The sequence below is a fragment of the Pseudoxanthomonas jiangsuensis genome, from assembly GCF_010093185.1.
Lineage (GTDB): Bacteria > Pseudomonadota > Gammaproteobacteria > Xanthomonadales > Xanthomonadaceae > Pseudoxanthomonas > Pseudoxanthomonas jiangsuensis.
On record NZ_PDWL01000038.1, the window covers coordinates 1 to 21,102 of the forward strand.

Below are 21,102 nucleotides of genomic sequence, written 5' to 3' on the forward strand. Positions count from 1 at the left end.
ACGCAAGAGCCTCCATGATATTTTTGTTCGTATAGGTGACGTGTATCTATTTGTACGATTCTGTTTGTTTTTGTCAAGCAGAAGACGGAATACGAGATGGGAGTCCGTCGCGGGGGCTCGGATAGGTGTAAAAGAGACAGCGGCAGGGGCGGGCGCGGTTCCACCGGTGTCGCAGGCGCGACACCGCCGGGTCCGCAGGGGGCCGCCGCGGGCCCGGCAGGGCACGGTCCATGGGTGCGACGGGGGTGTCAGGCGATCATACGAGAGCCGTTTTCATCCATGGCATGACTTTGGTCATGCATGGGGGGCGAAAGGCCGCTCAGTGGGGGGCGGAAGGCGCCGGCTGGACACGGCGCGGGACAGGGGGCGGGTTCCAACCGCCCGCCGCATCGGCTAGAATCGCCGGCTTACCTCGCCATCCTGGCGACTGGGCAACACGAAGACACCATGGTCAAGATCCGTCTCACCCGCGGCGGCGCGAAGAAGCGTCCGTTCTACCACATCATCGTCACCGACTCGCGCAGCGCCCGCGACGGCCGCAACATCGAGCGCGTCGGCTACTACAACCCGGTCGCCGCCGGCAACGAGCAGCGCATCGTGCTGGACATCGCCCGCGTCGACCACTGGGTCGGCAACGGCGCCCAGCTGACCGACAAGGTCCGCAACCTGTACAAGGAAGCGACCAAGGCCCAGGCGGCTGCCGCCTGACCGGCCTGGCCGCCGGTACGCCGGCGGCCCCCTTCGCATGAACGAAGACGCAGGGCGTCCCACCCCGCCGCAGGAGCCGCGCAAGCTCATCCTGATGGGCCGGGTGACGGGCGCCTTCGGCGTGCGCGGCGACGTCAAGATCGAGTCCTGGACCGAGCCGCGCGCGCAGATCTTCCGCTACCAGCCCTGGACCCTGCGCGCCGCGAATGGCATCGAGCGCGAGCTGAGCGGGGCGCGCGGCCGCGACACCGGCAAGCACGTGGTCGCCACGCTGCCCGGCTGCGAGGACCGCGATGCGGCCGAGGCCCTGCGCGGCACCGAGATCTGGGTCCCGCGCGAGGTCCTGCCGCCGCCGGCCCCGGGCGAGTACTACTGGGTCGACCTGGAAGGCCTGCGCGTGGTCACCGTCGATGGCGTGGCCCTGGGCGAGGTCTCGCACCTGCTGTCCACCGGCGCCAACGACGTGATGGTGGTGCGCGGCGAGCGCGAGCGCATGCTGCCCTTCGTCCAGCCCGACTACGTCAGGTCGGTGGACTTCGATTCCGGCACGATCACGGTCGACTGGGATCCGGAGTTCTGAAGGCAGGCTTCAACGGGCGGTCCTCCATGCGCATCGACATCGTCAGCCTGTTCCCCGAATTCGTCGAGCAGTGCGCCGCCTTCGGCGTGACCGGGCGGGCGCGCGAGCGCGGGCTGCTGTCGCTGCACGGCTGGAACCCGCGCGACCACGCCGGGGGCAACTACCGCAAGGTCGACGACCGCACCTTCGGCGGCGGCCCGGGCATGGTCATGCTGGTCGAGCCCCTGCGCCTTTGCCTGGCGGCGATGCGCGCGGCCGATCCGCTGCGCCCGCACCTGGTCTACCTCAGCCCGCAGGGCCGGCGCCTGGACCAGGCCCGGGTCCGCGAACTGGCGGCGCTGCCGCGCCTGGCCCTGCTCTGCGGCCGCTACGAGGGCGTGGACGAGCGCCTGCTCCAGGCCGAGGTCGACGAGGAGATCTCGATCGGCGACTACGTCCTGTCCGGCGGCGAGCTGGGTGCGGCGGTGATCGTCGACACCGTGGCCCGGCTGCAGGAGGGGGCGCTGAACGACGCCGCCTCGGCCGCCGAGGACAGCTTCGAGGACGGCCTGCTGGACTGCCCGCACTACAGCCACCCGGTCGAGCACCTCTACGGCACGGTCCCGGAGGTGTTGCGCTCGGGCAACCACGCCGCCATCGCCCGCTGGCGCCGGCAGCAGGCCCTGGCCCGCACCTGGCTGAGGCGGCCGGACCTGCTGGAAGGCCGCGAGCTGTCCAGGGCCGACCGCAAGCTGCTGGACGAGTGGCTGCGGGAGCAGGACGACCCGCAGGCCGGCCCCCAGGGAGAGCGACCGGTCCGCTAGCCACGGCCCGGGGGATTCGGCTAGAATGCGCGGTTCCTGCGGGCGGCTCCGCCCGGCCGGTCTTCCGGACAGGACCCAGAACAACAAGACGCGCAGCGCGATCCTGCGACTGCGTCAGCCCGAGTTGTCGGATACGACACGCCCACCCGAACCAGAGTCGGTCACCATGAGCAAGCTGAACAAGTCCATCATCGCGGAGTTCGAATCCGCCCAGATCACCCGCGAACTGCCGAAGTTCAGCCAGGGCGACACCGTCGTGGTGAACGTCAAGGTCAAGGAAGGCAACCGCGAGCGCGTGCAGGCCTACGAAGGCGTGGTCATCGCGATCAAGAACGCCGGCCTGAACTCCTCGTTCACCGTGCGCAAGATCTCGCACGGCTACGGCGTCGAGCGCGTGTTCCAGACCCACAGCGCCATCATCGACTCGGTCGACGTGAAGCGCCGCGGCAAGGTCCGCGCCGGCAAGCTGTACTACCTGCGCGGCCTGGAAGGCAAGGCCGCCCGCATCAAGGAAGACCTGGCCGCCGTGGCCAAGGCCAAGGCCGAGAAGGCCGCCGGCTGATCGTCGGCATCCGGATGCACCCGCGACGGCCGCCTTCGGGCGGCCGTTCGCGTTGTGGCGCCTCCCGATAGTGTCCCTGCAGGAAAATCCGCGGACACCGCCCACTTGATCGGGCGGCCGCCGCCTCCATCTGTCCGCCATGCCCCCGACCATGACCCCACCCGCGCAGGATCCACAGGCCAGCGTGCGCCTGGACGTATGGCTGTGGGCGGCGCGCTTCTTCCGCACCCGCAGCCTGGCCAAGCAGGCGGTGGAGACCGGCAAGGTCGACGTGGCCGGCCAGCGGGCCAAGTCCTCGCGCGCCCTGCGCGTGGGCGATGCCTTGCAGGTGACCCGCGGCGAAGAGAGTTTCGAGGTGGTCGTGCGCGGCCTCAGCGACACCCGCGGGCCGGCGCCGGTGGCGCAGGCGCTGTACGAGGAAAGCGAGGCCTCGAAGGCGCGGCGCGAGCAGCACAGGCTGCAGCGGGCGGCGATGCGCGATGGCTACCGCCCGCCGGAACACAAGCCCGACAAGCGCGCCCGGCGCCTGATCCAGGCGCTGGGCGACATCGACGCGCTCTGAGCGTTCGGGTTTCCCGGCTTCATCCGGGCCCGGCGCCGCCGTCTGCGCTCAGCGGCGCCCGCCGAACAGGCCCATGCCCAGGTTGAGCAGGTCGCCGGCGTCCACATCGCCGTCGCCATCCCGGTCCAGCAGCGCATCCAGCACGCCGCCGCCGGCCTGCTGCCGGACCTGCTCGCGCTCCTGCCCCAGCAGCTGGCCCAGGCCGCCGGCATCCAGGCCCTGGGACTTGCTGCGGTTGGCCAGGAACGACATCACGATCGGCGCGAGCAGCGCCAGCAGCTGCATCGCCTGGCCGCTGCCCAGGCCGGTGCTCTGGCCCAGCGCCTGCGCCGCGCGCGGCTGGCCGCCGCCCAGGATGTGGCCGAGGATGCCGGCGCCGTCGGTCTGGCGCGAACCGCCGCCGCCGAGCACCGCGCCGAGCACGCCGCCCAGGTCCAGGCCGCCGCCATGGTCGCGCTGCAGGGCGCCGAACAGCGCCTGCGCGCCCTGCGGCTGGGCGCTGTTGCGGCCCAGCGCGCCGAGCAGCAGGGGCAGCGCCGCGGCGACCGCGTCGCGGGTCTGCCCAGGGTCGGTGCCCAGCTGGCTCGACAGCTGCTGCAGCGGCGCGCCCTGCAGCTGGGAGAACAGTTCCTGGGTCAGCAGAGGCTGGTTCATGGCGGTGTCCTTGATGCCGGTCGGGGCGACCACGATACGCCGGTTGGCGGGCGGCCGGCAGTTTCCGCAGGGAGTGGCGCGGCGCACGAAAAAACCCGGGCCGCTTCCGGCCCGGGTCGATGCGGACGACTGCGGGAGGGCCTCAGCGCAGGTCGAAGCGGTCCAGCTCCATCACCCGGGTCCAGGCGGCGACGAAGTCGTCGACGAACCTGGCCTGGCCGTCGGCGCTGGCGTAGACCTCGGCCAGCGCGCGCAGCACCGAGTGCGAACCGAACACCAGGTCCACGCGGCTGCCGGTCCACTTCTTCGCCCCGGTCGCGCGGTCTTGGCCGTCGAAGCTGTTGTGGCCGGTCGCCTTCCAGGTGGTGCCCATGTCCAGCAGGTTGACGAAGAAGTCGTTGCTGAGCACGCCGACGCGGTCGGTGAACACGCCGGTGGCCGAACCGTCGGCATTGGCGCCTAGCACGCGCAGGCCGCCGACCAGCGCGGTCATCTCCGGCGCGGTCAGGGTCAGCTGCTGGGCCTTGTCGACCAGCAGGTGCTCGGCCGGCACCGTCGAACGGGCCTTGAGGTAGTTGCGGAACCCATCGGCGAACGGCTCCATCACCGCGAACGATTCCACGTCAGTCTGGTCCTGGCGCGCGTCGGTGCGGCCGGGCCGGAACGGCACGGTCACCTCGACGCCCGCGGCCCGCGCCGCCTGCTCCACGCCCACGCCGCCGGCCAGCACGATCAGGTCGGCCAGCGAGACCTGCCTGCCGCCCTCGGCGTCGAGGTTGAACTCCATCCGGATCCGTTCCAGCGCCTTGAGCACCCGGGCCAGCTGCGGCGGGTTGTTGGCCTCCCAGTCCTTCTGCGGGACCAGGCGGATGCGCGCGCCGTTGGCGCCGCCGCGCTTGTCGCCGCCGCGGAAGGTCGAGGCCGAGGCCCAGGCGGTGGAGACCAGTTCGGCCACGGACAGGCCGGAGGCGGCGATCTTCGCCTTCAGCGCCTCGATGTCGGCGGCCTCCACCAGCGGATGGTCGACCGCGGGCACCGGGTCCTGCCAGATCAGTTCTTCCCTGGGCACTTCCGGGCCGAGGTAGCGCGAGCGCGGGCCCATGTCGCGGTGGGTCAGCTTGAACCAGGCGCGGGCGAAGGCCTCGGCGAAGGCCTGCGGGTTCTCCAGGAAGCGCCGCGAGATCGGCCCGTAGATCGGGTCGAAGCGCAGCGACAGGTCGGTGGTGAGCATCCGCGGGCGCTGCTTCTTCGAGGCGTCGTGCGCGTGCGGCACGTCCTCCGGCGCGTCCTTGGCCACCCACTGGTGGGCGCCGGCGGGCGACTTTTCCAGTTCCCACTCGAAGCCGAACAGGTTCTCGAAGAACTTGTTGCTCCATAGGGCCGGGGTCTGGGTCCAGGTGACCTCCAGGCCGGAGGTGATGGTGTCGGCGCCCTTGCCCTGGCCGAAGCGGTTGTGCCAGCCCAGGCCCTGCAGCTCCAGGTCGGCCGCTTCCGGTTCGGCCCCGACGTTGTCGGCCGGCGCGGCGCCGTGGGTCTTGCCGAAGGTGTGGCCGCCGGCGATCAGGGCCACCGTCTCCTCGTCGTCCATGGCCATGCGGCCGAAGGTGTCGCGAATGTCCTTGGCCGCCAGCAAAGGGTCGGGATTGCCGTCCGGGCCTTCGGGGTTCACGTAGATCAGGCCCATCTGCACCGCGGCCAGCGGGTTCTCCAGGTTGCGCGAGTGCACGTCGCCGTCGGCCTTGTCGTCGGTGACCAGCACCGCCTCGTCGCCCGGCTTGACCACGCCCGGGTCGCCGTGGGCGTAGCGCACGTCGCCGCCCAGCCAGGTGGTCTCGCGGCCCCAGTACACGTCCTGGTCCGGCTCCCAGGTGTCCTCGCGGCCGGCGCCGAAGCCGAAGGTGCGGAAGCCCATCGTCTCCAGCGCGACGTTGCCGGTCAGGATCAGCAGGTCGGCCCAGGAGATCTTCTGCCCGTACTTGCGCTTGATCGGCCACAGCAGGCGCCGGGCCTTGTCCAGGCTGACATTGTCCGGCCAGCTGTTGAGCGGGGCGAAGCGCTGCTGGCCGCGGCCGCCGCCGCCGCGGCCGTCGCCGACCCGGTAGGTGCCGGCGCTGTGCCAGGCCATGCGGATGAACAGGCCGCCGTAGTGGCCGAAGTCGGCGGGCCACCAGTCCTGCGAATCGGTCATCAGCGCGCGCAGGTCCTTCTTCAGCGCGTGGTAGTCGAGCGAGTTGAACTCGGCGGCGTAGTCGAAGCCGGGGTCGAGCGGATTGGAGCGTTCCGAATGCTGGTTGAGCAGGTCCAGGCGCAGCTGGTTCGGCCACCAGTCCTGGTTGCGCGTGCCGCCGCCGGCGGTCTGGTGGAACGGGCACTTCTTTTCTTCGTTCGACATGGCTTCCTTCCTCCTGGGGCGTTGCGCGCAACTGCCTGGGCGGCCCCGGCGTGCCGGGGTCGATCGATGCATGACACCAACCGATGACGACGGATGATGCGCGTGTTTGAAAGACGGCATCACCATAACGGGACTATTTCGATTGGTTAAATCGAATGATCGAACTGCTGCGATACCGGGAAGCTATCGATTGTCAGGTTCCTGGGTCCGCTACGGTCGCCGGTCATTCCGGGCGCGGAGTGGCGGCGGTGCTGGCCGGCAGCACCGGGTGCTCGACCCGCGGCTGGCGGCCGGTCAGGGTGTGCAGGAAGCGGGTAATGGCCTCGACCTCGCCGGCGTCCAGTTCCTGGCCGAGCTGGCTGTTGCCCATGATCGCCACCGCCTGGCGCAGGTCCCAGACCTGGCCGCTGTGGAAGTACGGCGCGGTCAGCGCCACGTTGCGCAGCGGCGCGGCGCGGAACACGTATTCGTCGCTGGCGGTCTGGGTCACGGCGAAGCGGCCCTTGTCGGTCGACGGCAGGATGTCGGCGCCCGGGCGCTCGACCACGCCGAAGGGATGGTAGGCCTGGCCGCCGAGGTTGGTCCCGGCGTGGCAGGCGATGCAGCCCTTGTCCACGAACAGCGACAGCCCGCGCAGCTCGTCGGCGTCGAGGCTGTCCTGGCCGGCGAGGAAGCGGTCGAAGCGCGAGTCCGGCGTGGTCAGGGTGCTCTCGAACGCCTCGATCGCGCGGGCCATGTTCTCGAAGCTGACCGGCTCGCGCTCGCCGGGGAAGGCGCGGCCGAAGGCCTGCACGTAGCCGGGCATGCTGCGCAGGGTGGCCTCGACCCGGTCGGGAGTGTTGTTCATCTCCACGCTGGCCTGGACCGGGCCCTTGGCCTGCTCCTTCAGATCGGCCGCACGCCCGTCCCAGAACTGGGCGATGTTGAACACCGCGTTGAGCACGGTCGGCGAGTTGCGCGGGCCCTTCTGCCAGCCGTGGCCGATCGAGGTCGGCACGTTGTCCGCGCCGCCGGTGCCGACGTTGTGGCAGGTGTTGCAGCTGATGACGTGGCTGCGCGACAGGCGCGGGTCGAAGAACAGCCACTGGCCCAGCTCGACCTGCTCGGCGGTGATGGCTTCGCCGCGGGCCTGGCCCACGCTGGCGGGTACCGGCTGGAACAGCGCCTGGGCGGTTGTGCGCAGCGCCTCGGCGTCGGACAGGGCGGGCGCCTGCGCCGGAGCGGCGCCGGAGGCGAAGGCGAGCGAACAGGCGAGGGCGAGGGAACGGGATCGCATGGCGGGCCTCACGGCTGGCGGGGACGGCTCCGTTATGCGCCGCCGGCGATGGCCGAATCTTGATCGCGATCAATGGCGTCGCCGGCGCGCGGCGGCGGCGCCTTTCGCGCGCGTGCCGGCTATGCTGGGCGACCTCCCGCGCGCCTCCGCCATGACCGTCCGCGCCGCCCGCCTGCTGCACCTGCTCGACGAACTGCGCCGCCGCCGCACGCCGGTGCAGGGCGCCAAGCTGGCCGGCCTGCTCGGAGTGAGCCTGCGCACCCTGTACCGCGACATCGACGCGTTGCGGGCGCAGGGGGCGGAGATCGTCGGCGACCCGGGCGTGGGCTACCGGCTGCGGCCGGGCTTCCTGCTGCCGCCGATGACGTTCTCGGCCGAGGAACTGGAGGCGCTGGTGCTGGGCGCGCGCTGGGTCGCCTCGCACGCGGATCCGGAACTGGCCGCCGCCGCCGGGCGCGCCCTGGACCGGGTCACCGGCGTGCTGCCGGAGCCGCTGCGCCTGCAGGTGGAGACCAGCGGCCTGTTCGCCCCGGAATGGAGCCCGGCCGCGCCGGAGCCGTGGCTGCCGGTGCTGCGCCGCGCGATCCGCGAGGGCCACGCGGTACGCATGCGCTACCGCGACGGCGAAGGCCGCGCCAGCGAGCGCGTGGTCTGGCCGTTCGCGATGGCCTTCCTGGCCGACATGCGCCTGCTGGCGGCCTGGTGCGAGGCGCGGGCCGACTTCCGCCATTTCCGCGCCGACCGGGTCCAGTCGCTGGAGGACACCGGCCGCCGCTATCCCGAGCACAGGCACGCTTTGCTGCGGCGCTGGGAGCGCGAGCGCCTGCGCCGCCCGGCGGCGTGACTGCTGACAGCGGCTGTCAGCAGGGCGGACGCACACTGGCGGTCCTTTCCGACGCAAGGAACCGCGCATGACCGCTCCGCTGACCTTCTACACCCATCCCATGTCCCGCGGCCGCATCGCCCGCTGGATGCTGGAGGAGACCGGCCTGCCGTACCAGGAGGTGGTCCTGGACTTCGACACCACGATGAAGTCGCCGGAATACCTGGCGATCAACCCGATGGGCAAGGTGCCGGCGATCGTCCACGGCGACACCGTGGTCACCGAGAACGCGGCCGTGTGCGCCTACCTGGCCGAACTGGCGCCGGAGAAGCGGCTGGCGCCGCCGGCCGCTTCTCCGGAGCGCGGCGGCTACTACCGCTGGCTGTTCTTCCTGGCCGGCCCGGTGGAGTCGCTGTTGACCGGCAAGGCCGCCGGCGCGCTGGCCACGGCGCGCAGCGCCGGCTACGGCCGCGAGGAGGACGTGCTGCGCACCCTGGAACAGGCGGTGGCCGGCAGGGAGTTCCTGGTCGGCGACCGCTTCACCGCAGCCGACCTGTACATGGCCGCCTGCCTCAACTACTACATGATGATCGGCGCGCTGGAGAAGAACCCGGTGTTCGAGGCCTACGCCTCGCGCCACGTGCAAAGGCCGGCGGCCGTGGCCGCCAACGCCCGCGACAACGCGCTGGCGGCGGCGCAGCCTGCCGCCTGAGCGCTTCTCCTGCAGGCCGGGCGCGATGCGCCCGGCCGCTACAGCAGCGCCTTCAAGCGGTACAGCGCCTCCAGCGCCTGCTTCGGGGTCAGCTCGTCCGGATCGATCGCCGCCAGCGCCTCCTGCGCCGCCGAGGGCGCGGCGGCGAACAGGCCGAACTGCTGCGGCGCGTCCAGCGCCTGCGGCGCCATCTGCGCGGCGTGGGTCTGGCGCCCGCGCTGCTCCAGCTCGGCCAGCCGGCGCCGCGCCTGCGCCAGGGTCGCGTTCGGCAGGCCGGCCAGGGCCGCCACCTGCAGGCCGAAGCTGCGGTCGGCCGCGCCGTCCTTGACCGCGTGCATGAACACCAGCGTGTCGCCCCCGTTCTTGTCGTGATGCTCCACCGCATCGAGATGCACGTTGGCGATCCCGCTCTCCGGCGTGGCCAGCGCGGTCAGCTCGAAGTAGTGGGTGGCGAACAGGGTCCAGCAGCGGTTGACCGTGGCCAGGTGGCCGGCGACCGCGTCGGCCAGGGCCAGGCCGTCGTAGGTCGAGGTGCCGCGGCCTATCTCGTCCATCAGCACCAGCGACTGCGCGGTGGCGTGATGGAGGATGTAGCTGGTCTCGGCCATCTCGACCATGAAGGTCGACTGGCCGCGGGCCAGGTCGTCGCCTGCCCCGATGCGGGTGAGGATGCGGTCGATCGGCCCGATCTGCGCGCGCGCGGCGGGCACGAAGCTGCCGATGTGGGCCAGCAGCACGATCAGCGCGTTCTGGCGCATGTAGGTGCTCTTGCCGCCCATGTTCGGGCCGGTGATCACCAGCATCCGCCGCGGCGGGACGTCGGGATTGTCGCCGCCGTCGGCGTGCAGGACCAGGTCGTTGGGCTCGAACGGCTCCTCGCGCACGGCCTCGACCACCGGGTGGCGGCCGCGCTCGATCCGCAGGCACGGCGACTCGACCAGTTCCGGGCGCGACCAGTCCAGGGCCTGGGCGCGCTCGGCGAAGGACGCCAGCACGTCCAGTTCGCTGAGCGCGGCGGCGCAGCGTTTGAGCGGCTCCAGGCGCAGGTCGAGCTCGTCCAGCAGCGCCTCGTACAGGAACTTCTCGCGCGCCAGCGAGCGCTCGCGCGCCGACAGCACCTTGTCCTCGAAGGCCTTCAGCTCCTCGGTGATGTAGCGCTCGGCGCCGGTCAGGGTCTGGCGCCGGGTGTAGTGCACCGGCGCCTTGTCGGCCTGGCCCTTGCTGATCTCGATGTAGTAGCCGTGGACGCGGTTGTAGCCGACCTTCAGGGTGGCAATGCCGCTGCTCTCGCGCTCGCGTGCCTCCAGGTCGACCAGGAACTGGTCGGCGTGGGTGGACAGCCGGCGCAGTTCGTCCAGCTCGGCGTCGTAGCCTTCGGCGATCACCCCGCCGTCGGCCAGCTTCAGCGGCGGCTGCGGGGCGACGGCGCCCGCCAGCAAGTGCGCGGTCTCGTCGTGCTGGCCCATCTCGGCGGCCAGAGCGGCCAGCCGCGGCGAATCCAGCGGCGCCAGCACCTGGCGCAGTGCCGGCAGCATCGCCAGGCCGTCGCGCAGGGTGGACAGGTCGCGCGGCCGCGCCGAGCGCAAGGCCACGCGGGTGAGGATGCGCTCGACGTCGCCCAGGCCGCGGAAGCGCTCGCGCAGGTCCGCGTCGGCGCCGCGCTCGATCAGGGTGGCCACCGCGTGGTGGCGGCCGCCGAGCACGCCGCGGTCGCGCAGGGGCCGATGCAGCCAGCGCCGCAGCAGGCGCCCGCCCATCGGGGTGACGGTGGAATCGAGCACGCCCAGCAGGGTGTGCCGGGTCTGGCCATCGACCCGGGTATCCAGTTCCAGGTGGCGGCGGGTGGCCGCGTTCATGGCGATGGCCTCGCCGGCGGTCTCCACCGCGATCGAGGTCAGGTGCGGCAGCCTTTGCTTCTGGGTCTCCTCGACGTAGCCGAGCAGGGCGCCGGCGGCCGCGACCGCCAGCGGCTTGTCCTCGATCCCGAAGCCGGTGAGGTCGTGCAGGCCGAAGAAGCGCAAAAGCTGGCGCCGGCCGCTGTCCGGATCGAACAGCCACGGCGGGCGCCGGCGCAGCGCGCCGGCCACCAGCGGCGGCCAGCCGTCCTCGTCGGGGACCAGCAGTTCGGCCGGTTCCAGCCGCGCCAGCTCGGCCTCGAGCTGGTCGGCGTTCTCGACCTCGTTGACCAGGAAGCGGCCGCCGGCCAGGTCGGCCCAGGCAAGGCCGTAGCCACTGCGTCCACGCGCCACCGCCATCAGCAAAGTGTCGCGGCGCTCGTCCAGCAGGGCTTCGTCGGTGACCGTGCCGGGGGTGACGATCCGCACCACCTTGCGCTCGACCAGGCCCTTGGCCAGCGCCGGGTCGCCGATCTGCTCGCAGATCGCCACCGATTCGCCCAGCGCCACCAGCCGCGCCAAATAGCCCTCGTAGGCGTGCACCGGCACCCCGGCCATCGGGATCGGCGCGCCACCGGAGCTGCCGCGCTGGGTCAGGGTGATGTCCAGCAGCCGCGCCGCCTTGCGCGCGTCGTCGTAGAACAGCTCGTAGAAGTCGCCCATGCGGAAGAACAGCAGCAGGTCCGGGTAGTCGGACTTGGCCGCGAAGAACTGCTTCATCAGCGGCGTGTGTTCGGGTGCGTCTGCGGACTTGGCGGTGGGTCTGGCCATCGGTGCGGCGGTGGACCGTTGCGGCGATGAAAGGGCCGCTGATTGTAGGGGCCGCTGATTGTAGGCGGGGCGATGTAATAGTCTCCGCCGCAGGCCGGCCGGATAGTGCGCAGCCATGGACCACGAACGCGATACCGGGCGCCAGGCGCCGCAGGCGCATGCCGGCCGCGAAGGTGCGGGGCAGGGCGCTCACGGTGCGCATTCCCACCGCGGCCACGGGCACGCGGACCACGCCCACGGGCAGCACGATGCCGACGACGCGGGGCATGGACATGACCACGCGCACGGCCACCACCACGGTTCCGGCGGCCATAGCCACGTCCCCAGCGATATCCGCTTCGAGCGGCCCCTGTGGTGGGCGCTCGGCCTGACAGCCACGGTCCTGCTGGCCGAGGTGGTCGGTGCCTGGCTGACCAACAGCCTGGCGCTGCTGTCGGATGCGGCGCACATGGCCACCGACACCCTGGCCCTGGCCATCGCCCTGGTCGCGGTGCGGCTGGCGCGACGCCCGCCGGACGCGCGCCGGACCTACGGCTACGCCCGGTTCGAGGCGCTGGGCGCGCTGGCCAACGGTGGCCTGCTGTTCGTGCTGGCCGGCTGGATCCTGTGGGAGGCCTGGCAGCGCTTCCGCACGCCGTTGCCGGTGGCCAGCCTGGGCATGCTGGCGGTGGCCGTGGTCGGCCTGGCCTGCAACCTGGCGGCGATGCACCTGCTGCATGCCGGCCAAGGCCAGAGCCTGAACCTCAAGGGCGCCTACCTGGAGGTCTGGAGCGACATGCTCGGCTCGCTGGCGGTGATCGTGGCCGCGGTGGTGATCCGCTGGACCGGCTGGCAGTGGGTCGACCCCCTGCTGGCGGTGCTGATCGGCCTGTGGGTGCTGCCGCGCACCTGGATACTGGCGCGCGAGGCGCTGAACGTGCTGATGGAGGGCGTGCCGCGCGGGGTCGACCTGGCCGGGCTGCGCAGCGACCTGCTGGCGCACCCGCAGGTGGCCGGGGTGCACGACCTGCACGTGTGGGCGCTGGCGTCCAGCACTCCGGCGATGACCGCGCACGTGGTCGTGGCCGCCGGCGCCGACGCCGACGCGGTGCGGCGCGAACTGGCCCGACTGCTGGCCGGCCGCCACCGCATCGCCCATGTCACCCTGCAGATGGAGGCGGCGGGCGACGGGGACTGCGCCGGCGAAGGCTGCGGCCCGGGCCTGCATCCCTGAACGGCCGCGCCCATCCCAGGACGGGACTGGGCGTATCGCCGCATCGCAAGATGCGGCCGCACCGGCTTTCCCATAACGTCCGGAGGGCGGACACACGGTCCCGTATGTAGGGGCCCCGCGAAGCACGCAACGGCGGGCCGCCCGCCACGCACCAGGCACGGAAGGAAGAGAGCGCAGCACGCAAGCAGAACACGGCGACAGCCGGACAGCACCGCACCTACATAAAAATCCTTGGGGAGAAGGAACATGGCACGCGGAAATCTGCAGTACACCGGAATGGCGATCGCAGTGATCGCCGCACTCTCGGCCCTGGCCGCCGCCCCGGCCGCACGCGCCCAGCAGGCGCGCGAAGCGCCCGGGACCGAAGCGAAGGAGCCGGTCACCCTGTCGGCGCTCACGGTCACCGCGCAGAAGCGCGAGCAGGCTTTGCAGGAGGTGCCGATCGTGGTCAACGTGCTCGGCGAGCAGCTGCTGCAGGACGCGGGCGTGCGCGACATCAAGGACATGCAGGTGCTGGTGCCCGGCCTGACCGTGACCAGCACCCAGAGCGCGGCACAGACCACCGCGCGCATCCGCGGCATCGGCACGGTCGGCGACAACGCCGGCCTGGAATCGTCGGTGGGCATCGTCATCGACGGCGTGTACCGGCCGCGCAACAGCGTCGGCTTCACCGACCTGGGCGAGCTGGAGCGGATCGAAGTGCTCAAGGGCCCGCAGGGCACGGTGTTCGGCAAGAACACCTCGGCCGGCGTGATCAATGTGGTCACCCGCCGCCCCAGCTACACCCAGAGCGCGGAGGGCGAGGTCACGGTCGGCAACTACGGCGCGGTCGGCCTGGCCGGCGCCTACAACGACGCCCTGGGCGAGCGCAGCGCGATGCGGATCTACGCCGCCCTGCGCAGCCGCGACGGGGTGGACGAGGTGCGCACCGGCGGCGGCCCGCGCCGGGAGACCGACGACGGCGACCAGAACATGAAGACCGTGCGCGGCCAGCTGCTGTTCGAGCCGACCGACACCCTCGACATCACCCTCGCCGCCGACTACGCCAGCCGCGAGGAGAACTGCTGCGTCACCGTCACCACCCACCGTGGCCCGACCGCGGCGATCATCAACGCCCTGACCCCGGGCGGGGAAGGCGTGATCCCGGTGCCGGACCCGGAGCGGCGGCTGGCCTACTCCAACCGCAGCACCGAGCAGGACATCAAGGACAAGGGCGTGCAGGCCGAGATCAACTGGGAGACGCCCTGGGCCGGCGGCGCCACCCTGACCTCGATCACCGCCTGGCGCGACTGGCAGTCGATCAACGGCCTGGACTTCGACTACAGCGCCGCCGACGTGCTCTACCGCGCGCCGGACGAGGACGAGTCGCTGACCGCGTTCGAGACCTTCAGCCAGGAGCTGCGCCTGACCGGTTCGACCGAGAAGGTCGACTGGATGGTCGGCCTGTTCTATTCGGACGAGCAACTGGACCGCAACGAGACCTATCGCTACGGCGCGGCCTACGAGCCCTACCTGTCGACCCTGGTCGGCAGCCAGGTGCTGGCCGGAATCGCTGCGCAACTGCAGCCGATGGGGCTGACGGTCAACCAGGCCAATCCGGCCACCTTCCTGTCGCAGGTCAGCGGCCGCCCGTATGGCACCAACTACACCGGCCTGGCCACCCTGGACCGCCACGACCAGCAGGCGCGCAGCGCGGCGATCTTCACCAACAACACCTGGCACGCCACCGACGCCCTGGACGTGACCATCGGCCTGCGCTACACCCGCGAGCAGAAGGACCTGCGCTCGGTCTTCAGCAACCCCAACGGCGGCACCGCCTGCGGCGCGACCCTGGCCAACCCGGCCGCGCGCGTCGGCGCGGCCCTGGCCCAGCGCATCAACGGCTTCTCCAGCCTGCCGGCGCCCCTGCAGCAGCAGCTGCTGGCGGCACTGGTGCCGGCCGTGGCGCCGTCGATCGCCGGCTACATGTGCCTGCCCTGGGCCAACGTCGCCCACAACGGCCGCGACGTATCGCAGTCGCGCACCGAGAAGGAGTGGTCGGGCACGCTGAAGCTGGCCTACAACTGGTCCGACGACGTGATGACCTACGTCTCGGCGGCGCGCGGCTACAAGGCCGGCGGCTTCAACCTGGACCGGGTGCAGTCCTCCAACGGCCTGTCCAGCGGCACCCAGGGCATCGTCCCGGTGGACGACACCTCGTTCGCGGGCGAGTTCGTCGACAGCTACGAGATCGGCGCCAAGACCACCTGGGCCGGCGGCAACCTGCTGCTCAACGCCGCGCTGTTCCACCAGACCTACGAGAACTTCCAGCTCAACAGCTTCCTCGGCACCAGCTTCGTGGTCCGTTCGATCCCGGAGGTGACCTCCAGGGGCGTGGACGCCGAGCTGATGTGGAAGACCGGGGTGGACGGCCTGTCCCTGCAGGGCGGCTTCACCTATGCCGAGACCGAGTACGGCGACGATCCGCTGCCCGACGCCGACCTGGCCCTGTTGCCGGGCAACCAGATGAGCTTCGCGCCGAAGTGGTCGGGCAACGCCTCGGTGACCTACGAGTGGGACATCGGCGAACGCCTGGCCGGCCGCTTCAACATCGGCGCCAAGTACATGTCCGACTACAACACCGGCTCGGACCTGGACCCGCAGAAGGCCCAGGACGCCTACACCCTGGTCAACGCCCGCCTGGGCATCGGCGCGGCGGACCAGCGCTGGATGCTGGAGCTGTGGGGCCAGAACCTGACCGACGAGACCTACAAGCAGGTCGGCATCGACGCGCCGATCCAGTCCGGTTCGTGGAACGCGTTCCTCGGCGCGCCGCGGCTGTACGGGGTGACCCTGCGGGTGCGCTACTGAGGCGAGCGCCGCGCGGTGCCCCGGCACCGCGCGGTCCTCCTGCGGGGAAGGGGCAACTCGGCGCCGCCCGCAGACACGCGCCGGCGTTTGGGCTAAAACGGTCGCCATCCCCCCGTCTGCCCCGATCCCGATGTCCGACCCTTCCGACGCGCAGCTGCGCGAACAGGCCCAGTCGCTGGGCGAACGCCTGCGCGCCGCGCGCGAATCCCTGGTCACCGCCGAGAGCTGCAGCGGCGGCTGGATCGCCAAGTGCCTGACCGACATCGCCGGCTCCTCGGAGTGGTTCGACTGCGGCATGGTGGTCTACAGCTACGAGGCCAAGCAGGCGTTGCTGGGCGTGCGCCCGCAGACCCTGGAGGAACACGGCGCGGTCAGCCGTGAGACCGCGATCGAGATGGTCTCCGGCGCGCTGGTGCATTCCGGCGCCAGCGTGGCGGTGGCGGTCACCGGCATCGCGGGGCCGGGCGGCGGCAGCGAGGACAAGCCGGTGGGCACGGTCTGGATCGCATGGAAGCGGCGCGGCGGCTACGCCCGGGCGCAGGTGTTCCACTTCGACGGCGACCGCGAGGCGGTGCGCCGGCAGACCGTGGGCAAGGCGCTGGCCGGCGTCGCGGACCTGCTGTGATGTGGGAGACCCTGGGCACCGTCCGCGACCTGGGCCGGCTGCAGGAGATCGCCTCGGTCCTGATCCGCTACGGTTTCGGCGACATGGTCCGCCGGATCGGCCTGGCCGGGGCGCTGGAGAAGGCCGGCCGCCTGCTGCACTGGCACGACCCGCAGGCGATGGCGCACATGGCCCCGCCCGAGCGCGTGCGCCGCGCGCTGGAGGACCTGGGCCCGACCTTCGTCAAGCTCGGCCAGGTGCTGGCCACCCGCGTGGACCTGCTGCCACCTGAGTGGATCGCCGAGCTGGGCAAGCTGCAGAACGCGGTGCCGGCCCTGCCGTTCGAGCGGGTGCGGCCGCAGCTGGTCGAGGACCTCGGCGCCGAACCCGAGGCGGTATTCGCGCGCCTGGAGCAGGTCCCGCTGGCCGCCGCCTCGCTGGCCCAGACCCACCGCGCCTGGCTGGCCGACGGCGAAGCGGTGGTGCTGAAGATCCGTCGCCCCGGCATCCGCGACACGGTCGAGGCCGACCTGCGCCTGCTCGCGCGCCTGGCCGAGATCGCGCAGGCCCAGGCCCCGGACCTGCGCCGCTACCGGCCGACCCAGGTCGTGCACGAGTTCACCCTGTCCCTGCGGCGCGAGCTGGACTTCGCCGCCGAGTGCCGCAACGCCGAGCGCATCGCCGCCAACTTCGAGGGCCACGACGAGATCGTGGTGCCGAAGGTGTACTGGCAATGGACCAGCGAGCGCCTCAACGTCCAGCAATGCCTGGCCGGCATCCCCGGCCCGGACCTGGCCGCGGTGGACGCGGCCGGGATGGACCGCCGGCAGCTGGCGATGACCGGCGCCGGGATCGTGCTGAAGATGGTGCTGGAGGACGGCTTCTTCCACGCCGACCCGCACCCCGGCAACATCTTCTACCTGCCCGGCGGGCGGATCGGGGTGATCGACTTCGGCATGGTCGGCCGGGTCTCGGCCCAGCGCCGCTACCAGATCGTGCAGCTGCTGCACGGCCTGGTGGAGCGCGAATCCGGCGCGGTCGCCGACGTCCTGCTGGAGTGGGGCGAGGGCGAAGGCGAGGTCGACGAGTCGCGCCTGCACGCCGACATCGGCGCCTTCGTCGACCAGTACCGCGGGGTGCCGCTGAAGGACCTGCGCATGGGCGCGATGCTGACCGACGTGACCACGATCCTGCGCGACCACGGCCTCGGCCTGCCGCCGGACCTGGCGCTGATGGTCAAGGCCTTCCTCACCCTGGAAGGCATGGGCCGGCAGCTGGACCCGGACTTCGACATGGCCGGCGCCGCGCGTCCCTACGTGGAGCGGGTGCTGCTGGACCGCTGGTCGCCGCGGGCGCTGGCCCGGCGTGGCCGCCGCGGCCTGCTCGACGCCCTGGACCTGGCCGGCGACATGCCACGCGAGCTGCGCCGGCTGATGCGCGCCGCGCGCCGCGGCCGCCTGCACATGCAGATGGAGGTGACCACGCTCAAGGCCTTCGGCGAGCAGGTCGACCGCGCCGCCAACCGCCTGACCATGGGCGTGGTCACCGCCGCGCTGGTGATCGGCTCGTCGATCGTCATGCACAGCGCCGGCGGCGGCGTGCCCAGCCGCTGGCTGCTGGCCCTGGGCGTGCTCGGCTTCGTCGGCGCCGCCCTGACCGGGCTGTGGATCCTGCTGTCGATCTGGCGCAGCGGCAGGCGCTGAGCAGGTTCAGGCGTTTTCCGGGCGGTACTCCAGCAGGTCCCCCGGCTGGCATTCCAGCACCCGGCAGATCGCCTCCAGGGTGCCGAACCGCACCCCCTTCACGTGCCCCTGCTTGAGCAGCGACAGGTTGGTCTCGCTGATGCCGATCGCGTCGGCCAGTTCCTTCGACCGCATCTTGCGCCGCGCCAGCATCACGTCGAGGTTGACGACGATCGGCATCAGACGATGCCCCGGGCGTCGTCGGCGGCCTCGGCACCGATCCGGATCAGCCAAGCCAGGCTGTACAGGGTGATGCAGACGACGAGCGGTGCCAGGATCTCGGTAAGCACGCCCAGGAACGACGTGTGGATGTCGTAGCCGGAAAAAGCCGGAAGCACTTCGAATCCGTCAACCTTGGCGATCGCGCCGGCGACCCCGACAAAGAAACCTGCCAGTGCCTGCAGCAGGATCTGGCCGGCCAATATGGAGTGGGCCAGATGCCGCACCGCCATGGAGGTTCTGACGCCCAGCACGTTGGTGTGGCGGAAACACCGGCCGAGCCGATGCAGCATCCATAGCGGAAACAGCAGGGCGATGCCGAGGATGGCGTCATGCAGCGATACCAGCACTTTCACCGCAGGATGCAGCGCAGCGGGATCGGCGATGACCAGGCCGTAATGCTGCTGCAGCCCATCGTCGAGTTGCAGACCTTGCATCCATGGCAGGCTGGCCATCCACACCGTGTACAGCGCCACGGCGGTCATTGCGGCGGCCGTCAACCGCATCAGGTTGCGGCCATGACGATGGATGAGCGCTTCCGGGGTGGCATGCGCAAACGTGCTCGCTCCTTGAGACATTCCATTCCCTCCAAGAAGAATTTTTCGTAAAACATAAACTAATTTCGATTCAGGTCAAGCAGCTTGCGCGCCATCGATCGTTAGTAGTATTACTACTAACCATGGACCTGACCGACACCCAGCACGCAATCCTCGCCCTCATCGCCGAGCGGATCGAAGCCGAGGGCATGCCGCCCTCGCAGACCGAGATCGCCCGCGCCTTCGGCTTCAAGGGCGTGCGCGCGGCGCAGTACCACCTGGAGGCACTGGAGGCGGCCGGGGCGATCGAGCGCCTGCCGGGCCGGGCCCGCGGCATCCGCCTGAAGGTGGCGCCGGTCCCGCCGCAGGCCGAACTGGAACTGCCGCCGGCGGTCAACGACGACGCCCTGCGCCTGCCGGTGCTGGGCCGGGTCGCGGCCGGCTCGCCGATCGGCGCCGACGCCCCGGCGCACGCGGCCGAGAGCTTCGTGGTCCTGGACCGGGTGCTGTTCTCGCCCTCGCCGGACTACCTGCTCAAGGTCCAGGGCGACTCGATGCGCGACGAGGGCATCTTCGACGGCGACCTGATCGGCGTGCACCGCACCCGCGAGGCCCGCTCGGGCCAGATCGTGGTGGCGCGGGTGGACGAGGAGATCACGGTCAAGCTGCTGAAGATCGGCAAGGACCGCATCCGCCTGCTGCCGCGCAACCCCGACTATGCCCCGATCGAGGTGCTGCCCGACCAGGACTTCGCGATCGAAGGCCTGTACTGCGGCCTGGTCCGGCCCAATCGCTGATGCCGGCTTTCCGGTGGTCGGCGCGGCGTTTTCCGACCCGGCGGCAGGCCGGCCAGCGATGAAATCCGCCGGTCCCACGGCCTAGTTTCGAATCCCCGGCCGGCCGTCGCAGCCTTTGCGACGGGGCCCTCCCAGAATCACCCTCACACACTGACACCGAGGACACCCAGATGGACGAGAACAAGAAGCGCGCCCTTGCCGCGGCCCTGAGCCAGATCGACAAGCAGTTCGGCAAGGGCTCGGTGATGCGCATGGGCGACCGCGCGATCGAGGCGGTCGAGGTCATCCCGACCGGCTCGCTGATGCTGGACATCGCCCTGGGCATCGGTGGCCTGCCCAAGGGCCGCGTGGTCGAGATCTACGGGCCGGAGTCCTCGGGCAAGACCACCCTGACCCTGCAGGCGATCGCCGAGTGCCAGAAGCAGGGCGGCACCGCCGCCTTCATCGACGCCGAGCACGCGCTGGATCCGATCTACGCCGCCAAGCTGGGCGTGAACGTGGACGACCTGCTGCTGTCGCAGCCCGACACCGGCGAGCAGGCGCTGGAGATCGCCGACATGCTGGTGCGCTCGGGTTCGATCGACATCCTGGTCATCGACTCGGTCGCCGCGCTGACCCCCAAGGCCGAGATCGAGGGCGAGATGGGCGACCAGCTGCCCGGCCTGCAGGCCCGCCTGATGAGCCAGGCCCTGCGCAAGCTGACCGGCAACATCAAGCGCTCCAACACCCTGGTGGTCTTCATCAACCAGCTGCGCATGAAGATCGGGGTGATGATGCCGGGCCAGAGCCCGGAGACCACCACCGGTGGCAACGCGCTGAAGTTTTACGCCTCGGTGCGCCTGGACATCCGCCGCATCGGCGCGATCAAGAAGGGCGACGAGATCATCGGCAACCAGACCAAGATCAAGGTGGTCAAGAACAAGCTGGCGCCCCCATTCAAGCAGATCGTCACCGAGATCCTGTACGGCGAGGGCATCAGCCGCGAGGGCGAGCTGATCGACATGGGCGTGGAGGCCAAGCTGGTCGACAAGTCCGGCGCCTGGTACGGCTACGGCTCCGAGCGCATCGGCCAGGGCAAGGACAACGCCCGCACCTACCTGCGCGAGAACCCGGCGGTGGCGGCCAAGCTCGAGGCCGAGCTGCGCGAGAAGTTCCAGCCCGAGCAGGCATCGCGCGACGAGGGCGATGACGGCGACGACGAGTAAGCAGGATGGGGTTCCGCCTCTCCGCCGCGGCGCTGTCAGTGGCGCGGCGACGGGGAGCGGTCCTTGAAGGCCAGGAGGGCAGGCGCCAGGGACGGCGCACATCTCCTTTCAACCCGGCGCCTTGCCGCTTGCGATATCCGGGCAGGCCCGTAACCTGGCACGGCCCAGGCGTTTCCCCCGCATGAACCAGCCTCCCGC

At 71.0% G+C, this 21,102-nt stretch carries 19 protein-coding genes; 13 read left to right on the forward strand and 6 right to left on the reverse strand.

Features of this window, described 5'->3' with window-relative positions; genetic code table 11:
• Positions 1-447 precede the first annotated feature (447 nt).
• The 5 genes from rpsP (at position 448) to CSC62_RS16395 (ending at position 3,215) form a co-directional block, all read left to right on the forward strand.
• Complete coding sequence (gene rpsP, locus CSC62_RS16375; RefSeq protein ID WP_162407752.1) at positions 448-708, forward strand: 30S ribosomal protein S16; 261 nt, start codon at positions 448-450, stop codon at positions 706-708.
• A gap of 37 nt (positions 709-745) precedes the next feature.
• Positions 746-1,288 carry a ribosome maturation factor RimM gene (gene rimM / locus CSC62_RS16380; protein WP_162407753.1) on the forward strand — a complete coding sequence of 181 codons (543 nt, stop codon included), beginning with the start codon at positions 746-748 and terminating at the stop codon, positions 1,286-1,288.
• A 26-nt stretch (positions 1,289-1,314) separates the two neighbouring features.
• Positions 1,315-2,091: a tRNA (guanosine(37)-N1)-methyltransferase TrmD gene (gene trmD / locus CSC62_RS16385; RefSeq protein ID WP_162407754.1), complete on the forward strand. Its 777-nt coding sequence runs from the start codon at positions 1,315-1,317 to the stop codon at positions 2,089-2,091.
• 166 nt (positions 2,092-2,257) lie between these two features.
• The gene (gene rplS / locus CSC62_RS16390) at positions 2,258-2,653 is read left to right on the forward strand and encodes a 50S ribosomal protein L19 (RefSeq protein WP_162407755.1); all 396 of its coding nucleotides are present in this window, start codon (positions 2,258-2,260) and stop codon (positions 2,651-2,653) included.
• Between the two features lie 151 nt (positions 2,654-2,804).
• On the forward strand, positions 2,805-3,215 hold the full coding sequence (locus CSC62_RS16395; RefSeq protein ID WP_162407756.1) for an RNA-binding S4 domain-containing protein: 411 nt from the start codon (positions 2,805-2,807) through the stop codon (positions 3,213-3,215).
• Positions 3,216-3,263: 48 nt separating this feature from the next.
• On the opposite strand, the gene CSC62_RS16400 is transcribed toward CSC62_RS16395, so the two are convergent.
• From CSC62_RS16400 to CSC62_RS16410, 3 genes are all read right to left on the reverse strand, one after another.
• Positions 3,264-3,869, reverse strand: coding sequence for a DUF937 domain-containing protein (locus CSC62_RS16400; protein WP_162407757.1), 606 nt, complete (start codon positions 3,867-3,869; stop codon positions 3,264-3,266).
• 142 nt (positions 3,870-4,011) lie between these two features.
• Positions 4,012-6,261, reverse strand: coding sequence for a catalase/peroxidase HPI (katG, locus tag CSC62_RS16405; protein WP_162407758.1), 2,250 nt, complete (start codon positions 6,259-6,261; stop codon positions 4,012-4,014).
• Positions 6,262-6,484: 223 nt separating this feature from the next.
• Positions 6,485-7,537, reverse strand: a complete 1,053-nt coding sequence (locus CSC62_RS16410; protein WP_162407759.1) for a cytochrome-c peroxidase — start codon at positions 7,535-7,537, stop codon at positions 6,485-6,487.
• A gap of 151 nt (positions 7,538-7,688) precedes the next feature.
• Between CSC62_RS16410 and CSC62_RS16415 the strand changes: the two genes are divergently transcribed.
• Positions 7,689-8,381 carry a helix-turn-helix transcriptional regulator gene (locus tag CSC62_RS16415; protein ID WP_162407760.1) on the forward strand — a complete coding sequence of 231 codons (693 nt, stop codon included), beginning with the start codon at positions 7,689-7,691 and terminating at the stop codon, positions 8,379-8,381.
• Positions 8,382-8,448: 67 nt separating this feature from the next.
• Positions 8,449-9,072 (forward strand): glutathione S-transferase family protein, encoded by a 624-nt coding sequence (locus CSC62_RS16420; protein WP_162407761.1) that lies wholly within the window; start codon positions 8,449-8,451, stop codon positions 9,070-9,072.
• A 38-nt stretch (positions 9,073-9,110) separates the two neighbouring features.
• Here the strand turns inward: CSC62_RS16420 and mutS are convergent, their stop codons facing one another.
• Positions 9,111-11,738 (reverse strand): DNA mismatch repair protein MutS, encoded by a 2,628-nt coding sequence (gene mutS, locus CSC62_RS16425; RefSeq protein ID WP_162407762.1) that lies wholly within the window; start codon positions 11,736-11,738, stop codon positions 9,111-9,113.
• A gap of 115 nt (positions 11,739-11,853) precedes the next feature.
• Between mutS and CSC62_RS16430 the strand changes: the two genes are divergently transcribed.
• The 4 genes from CSC62_RS16430 (at position 11,854) to ubiB (ending at position 18,108) form a co-directional block, all read left to right on the forward strand.
• Entirely contained in the window at positions 11,854-12,951 is a 1,098-nt protein-coding gene (locus CSC62_RS16430) for a cation diffusion facilitator family transporter (protein WP_246194512.1), read from the forward strand.
• A gap of 246 nt (positions 12,952-13,197) precedes the next feature.
• The gene (locus CSC62_RS16435; RefSeq protein ID WP_246194514.1) at positions 13,198-15,801 is read left to right on the forward strand and encodes a TonB-dependent receptor; all 2,604 of its coding nucleotides are present in this window, start codon (positions 13,198-13,200) and stop codon (positions 15,799-15,801) included.
• Positions 15,802-15,931: 130 nt separating this feature from the next.
• Positions 15,932-16,426: a CinA family protein gene (locus tag CSC62_RS16440; RefSeq protein WP_162407763.1), complete on the forward strand. Its 495-nt coding sequence runs from the start codon at positions 15,932-15,934 to the stop codon at positions 16,424-16,426.
• On the forward strand, positions 16,426-18,108 hold the full coding sequence (ubiB, locus tag CSC62_RS16445; protein ID WP_162407764.1) for a 2-polyprenylphenol 6-hydroxylase: 1,683 nt from the start codon (positions 16,426-16,428) through the stop codon (positions 18,106-18,108). Before CSC62_RS16440 ends, ubiB begins: the two co-directional genes overlap by 1 nt.
• A 6-nt stretch (positions 18,109-18,114) precedes the next feature.
• Here ubiB and CSC62_RS16450 read toward each other — a convergent pair whose 3' ends face one another.
• Positions 18,115-18,327 carry a helix-turn-helix domain-containing protein gene (locus CSC62_RS16450; RefSeq protein ID WP_162407765.1) on the reverse strand — a complete coding sequence of 71 codons (213 nt, stop codon included), beginning with the start codon at positions 18,325-18,327 and terminating at the stop codon, positions 18,115-18,117.
• Entirely contained in the window at positions 18,327-18,944 is a 618-nt protein-coding gene (locus tag CSC62_RS16455; RefSeq protein ID WP_162407766.1) for a hypothetical protein, read from the reverse strand. The genes CSC62_RS16450 and CSC62_RS16455 overlap by 1 nt, the downstream gene beginning before the upstream one ends.
• 101 nt (positions 18,945-19,045) lie before the next feature.
• Here CSC62_RS16455 and lexA point away from each other — a divergent pair, with 101 nt between their 5' ends.
• Positions 19,046-19,699 (forward strand): transcriptional repressor LexA, encoded by a 654-nt coding sequence (gene lexA / locus CSC62_RS16460; RefSeq protein WP_162407767.1) that lies wholly within the window; start codon positions 19,046-19,048, stop codon positions 19,697-19,699.
• A gap of 170 nt (positions 19,700-19,869) precedes the next feature.
• The gene (recA, locus tag CSC62_RS16465) at positions 19,870-20,904 is read left to right on the forward strand and encodes a recombinase RecA (RefSeq protein WP_162407768.1); all 1,035 of its coding nucleotides are present in this window, start codon (positions 19,870-19,872) and stop codon (positions 20,902-20,904) included.
• The last annotated feature ends 198 nt before the right edge of the window (positions 20,905-21,102 follow it).

Excerpts from the sequence above, each read along its gene's own strand:
- rpsP (WP_162407752.1), top strand. The coding sequence starts at position 448 with ATGGTCAAGATCCGTCTCACCCGCGGCGGCGCGAAGAAGCGTCCGTTC.
- rimM (WP_162407753.1), top strand. The coding sequence starts at position 746 with ATGAACGAAGACGCAGGGCGTCCCACCCCGCCGCAGGAGCCGCGCAAG.
- trmD (WP_162407754.1), top strand. The coding sequence starts at position 1,315 with ATGCGCATCGACATCGTCAGCCTGTTCCCCGAATTCGTCGAGCAGTGC.
- rplS (WP_162407755.1), top strand. The coding sequence starts at position 2,258 with ATGAGCAAGCTGAACAAGTCCATCATCGCGGAGTTCGAATCCGCCCAG.
- CSC62_RS16395 (WP_162407756.1), top strand. The coding sequence starts at position 2,805 with ATGACCCCACCCGCGCAGGATCCACAGGCCAGCGTGCGCCTGGACGTA.
- CSC62_RS16400 (WP_162407757.1), bottom strand. The coding sequence starts at position 3,869 with ATGAACCAGCCTCTGCTGACCCAGGAACTGTTCTCCCAGCTGCAGGGC.
- katG (WP_162407758.1), bottom strand. The coding sequence starts at position 6,261 with ATGTCGAACGAAGAAAAGAAGTGCCCGTTCCACCAGACCGCCGGCGGC.
- CSC62_RS16410 (WP_162407759.1), bottom strand. The coding sequence starts at position 7,537 with ATGCGATCCCGTTCCCTCGCCCTCGCCTGTTCGCTCGCCTTCGCCTCC.
- CSC62_RS16415 (WP_162407760.1), top strand. The coding sequence starts at position 7,689 with ATGACCGTCCGCGCCGCCCGCCTGCTGCACCTGCTCGACGAACTGCGC.
- CSC62_RS16420 (WP_162407761.1), top strand. The coding sequence starts at position 8,449 with ATGACCGCTCCGCTGACCTTCTACACCCATCCCATGTCCCGCGGCCGC.
- mutS (WP_162407762.1), bottom strand. The coding sequence starts at position 11,738 with ATGGCCAGACCCACCGCCAAGTCCGCAGACGCACCCGAACACACGCCG.
- CSC62_RS16430 (WP_246194512.1), top strand. The coding sequence starts at position 11,854 with ATGGACCACGAACGCGATACCGGGCGCCAGGCGCCGCAGGCGCATGCC.
- CSC62_RS16435 (WP_246194514.1), top strand. The coding sequence starts at position 13,198 with ATGGCACGCGGAAATCTGCAGTACACCGGAATGGCGATCGCAGTGATC.
- CSC62_RS16440 (WP_162407763.1), top strand. The coding sequence starts at position 15,932 with ATGTCCGACCCTTCCGACGCGCAGCTGCGCGAACAGGCCCAGTCGCTG.
- ubiB (WP_162407764.1), top strand. The coding sequence starts at position 16,426 with ATGTGGGAGACCCTGGGCACCGTCCGCGACCTGGGCCGGCTGCAGGAG.
- CSC62_RS16450 (WP_162407765.1), bottom strand. The coding sequence starts at position 18,327 with ATGCCGATCGTCGTCAACCTCGACGTGATGCTGGCGCGGCGCAAGATG.
- CSC62_RS16455 (WP_162407766.1), bottom strand. The coding sequence starts at position 18,944 with ATGTCTCAAGGAGCGAGCACGTTTGCGCATGCCACCCCGGAAGCGCTC.
- lexA (WP_162407767.1), top strand. The coding sequence starts at position 19,046 with ATGGACCTGACCGACACCCAGCACGCAATCCTCGCCCTCATCGCCGAG.
- recA (WP_162407768.1), top strand. The coding sequence starts at position 19,870 with ATGGACGAGAACAAGAAGCGCGCCCTTGCCGCGGCCCTGAGCCAGATC.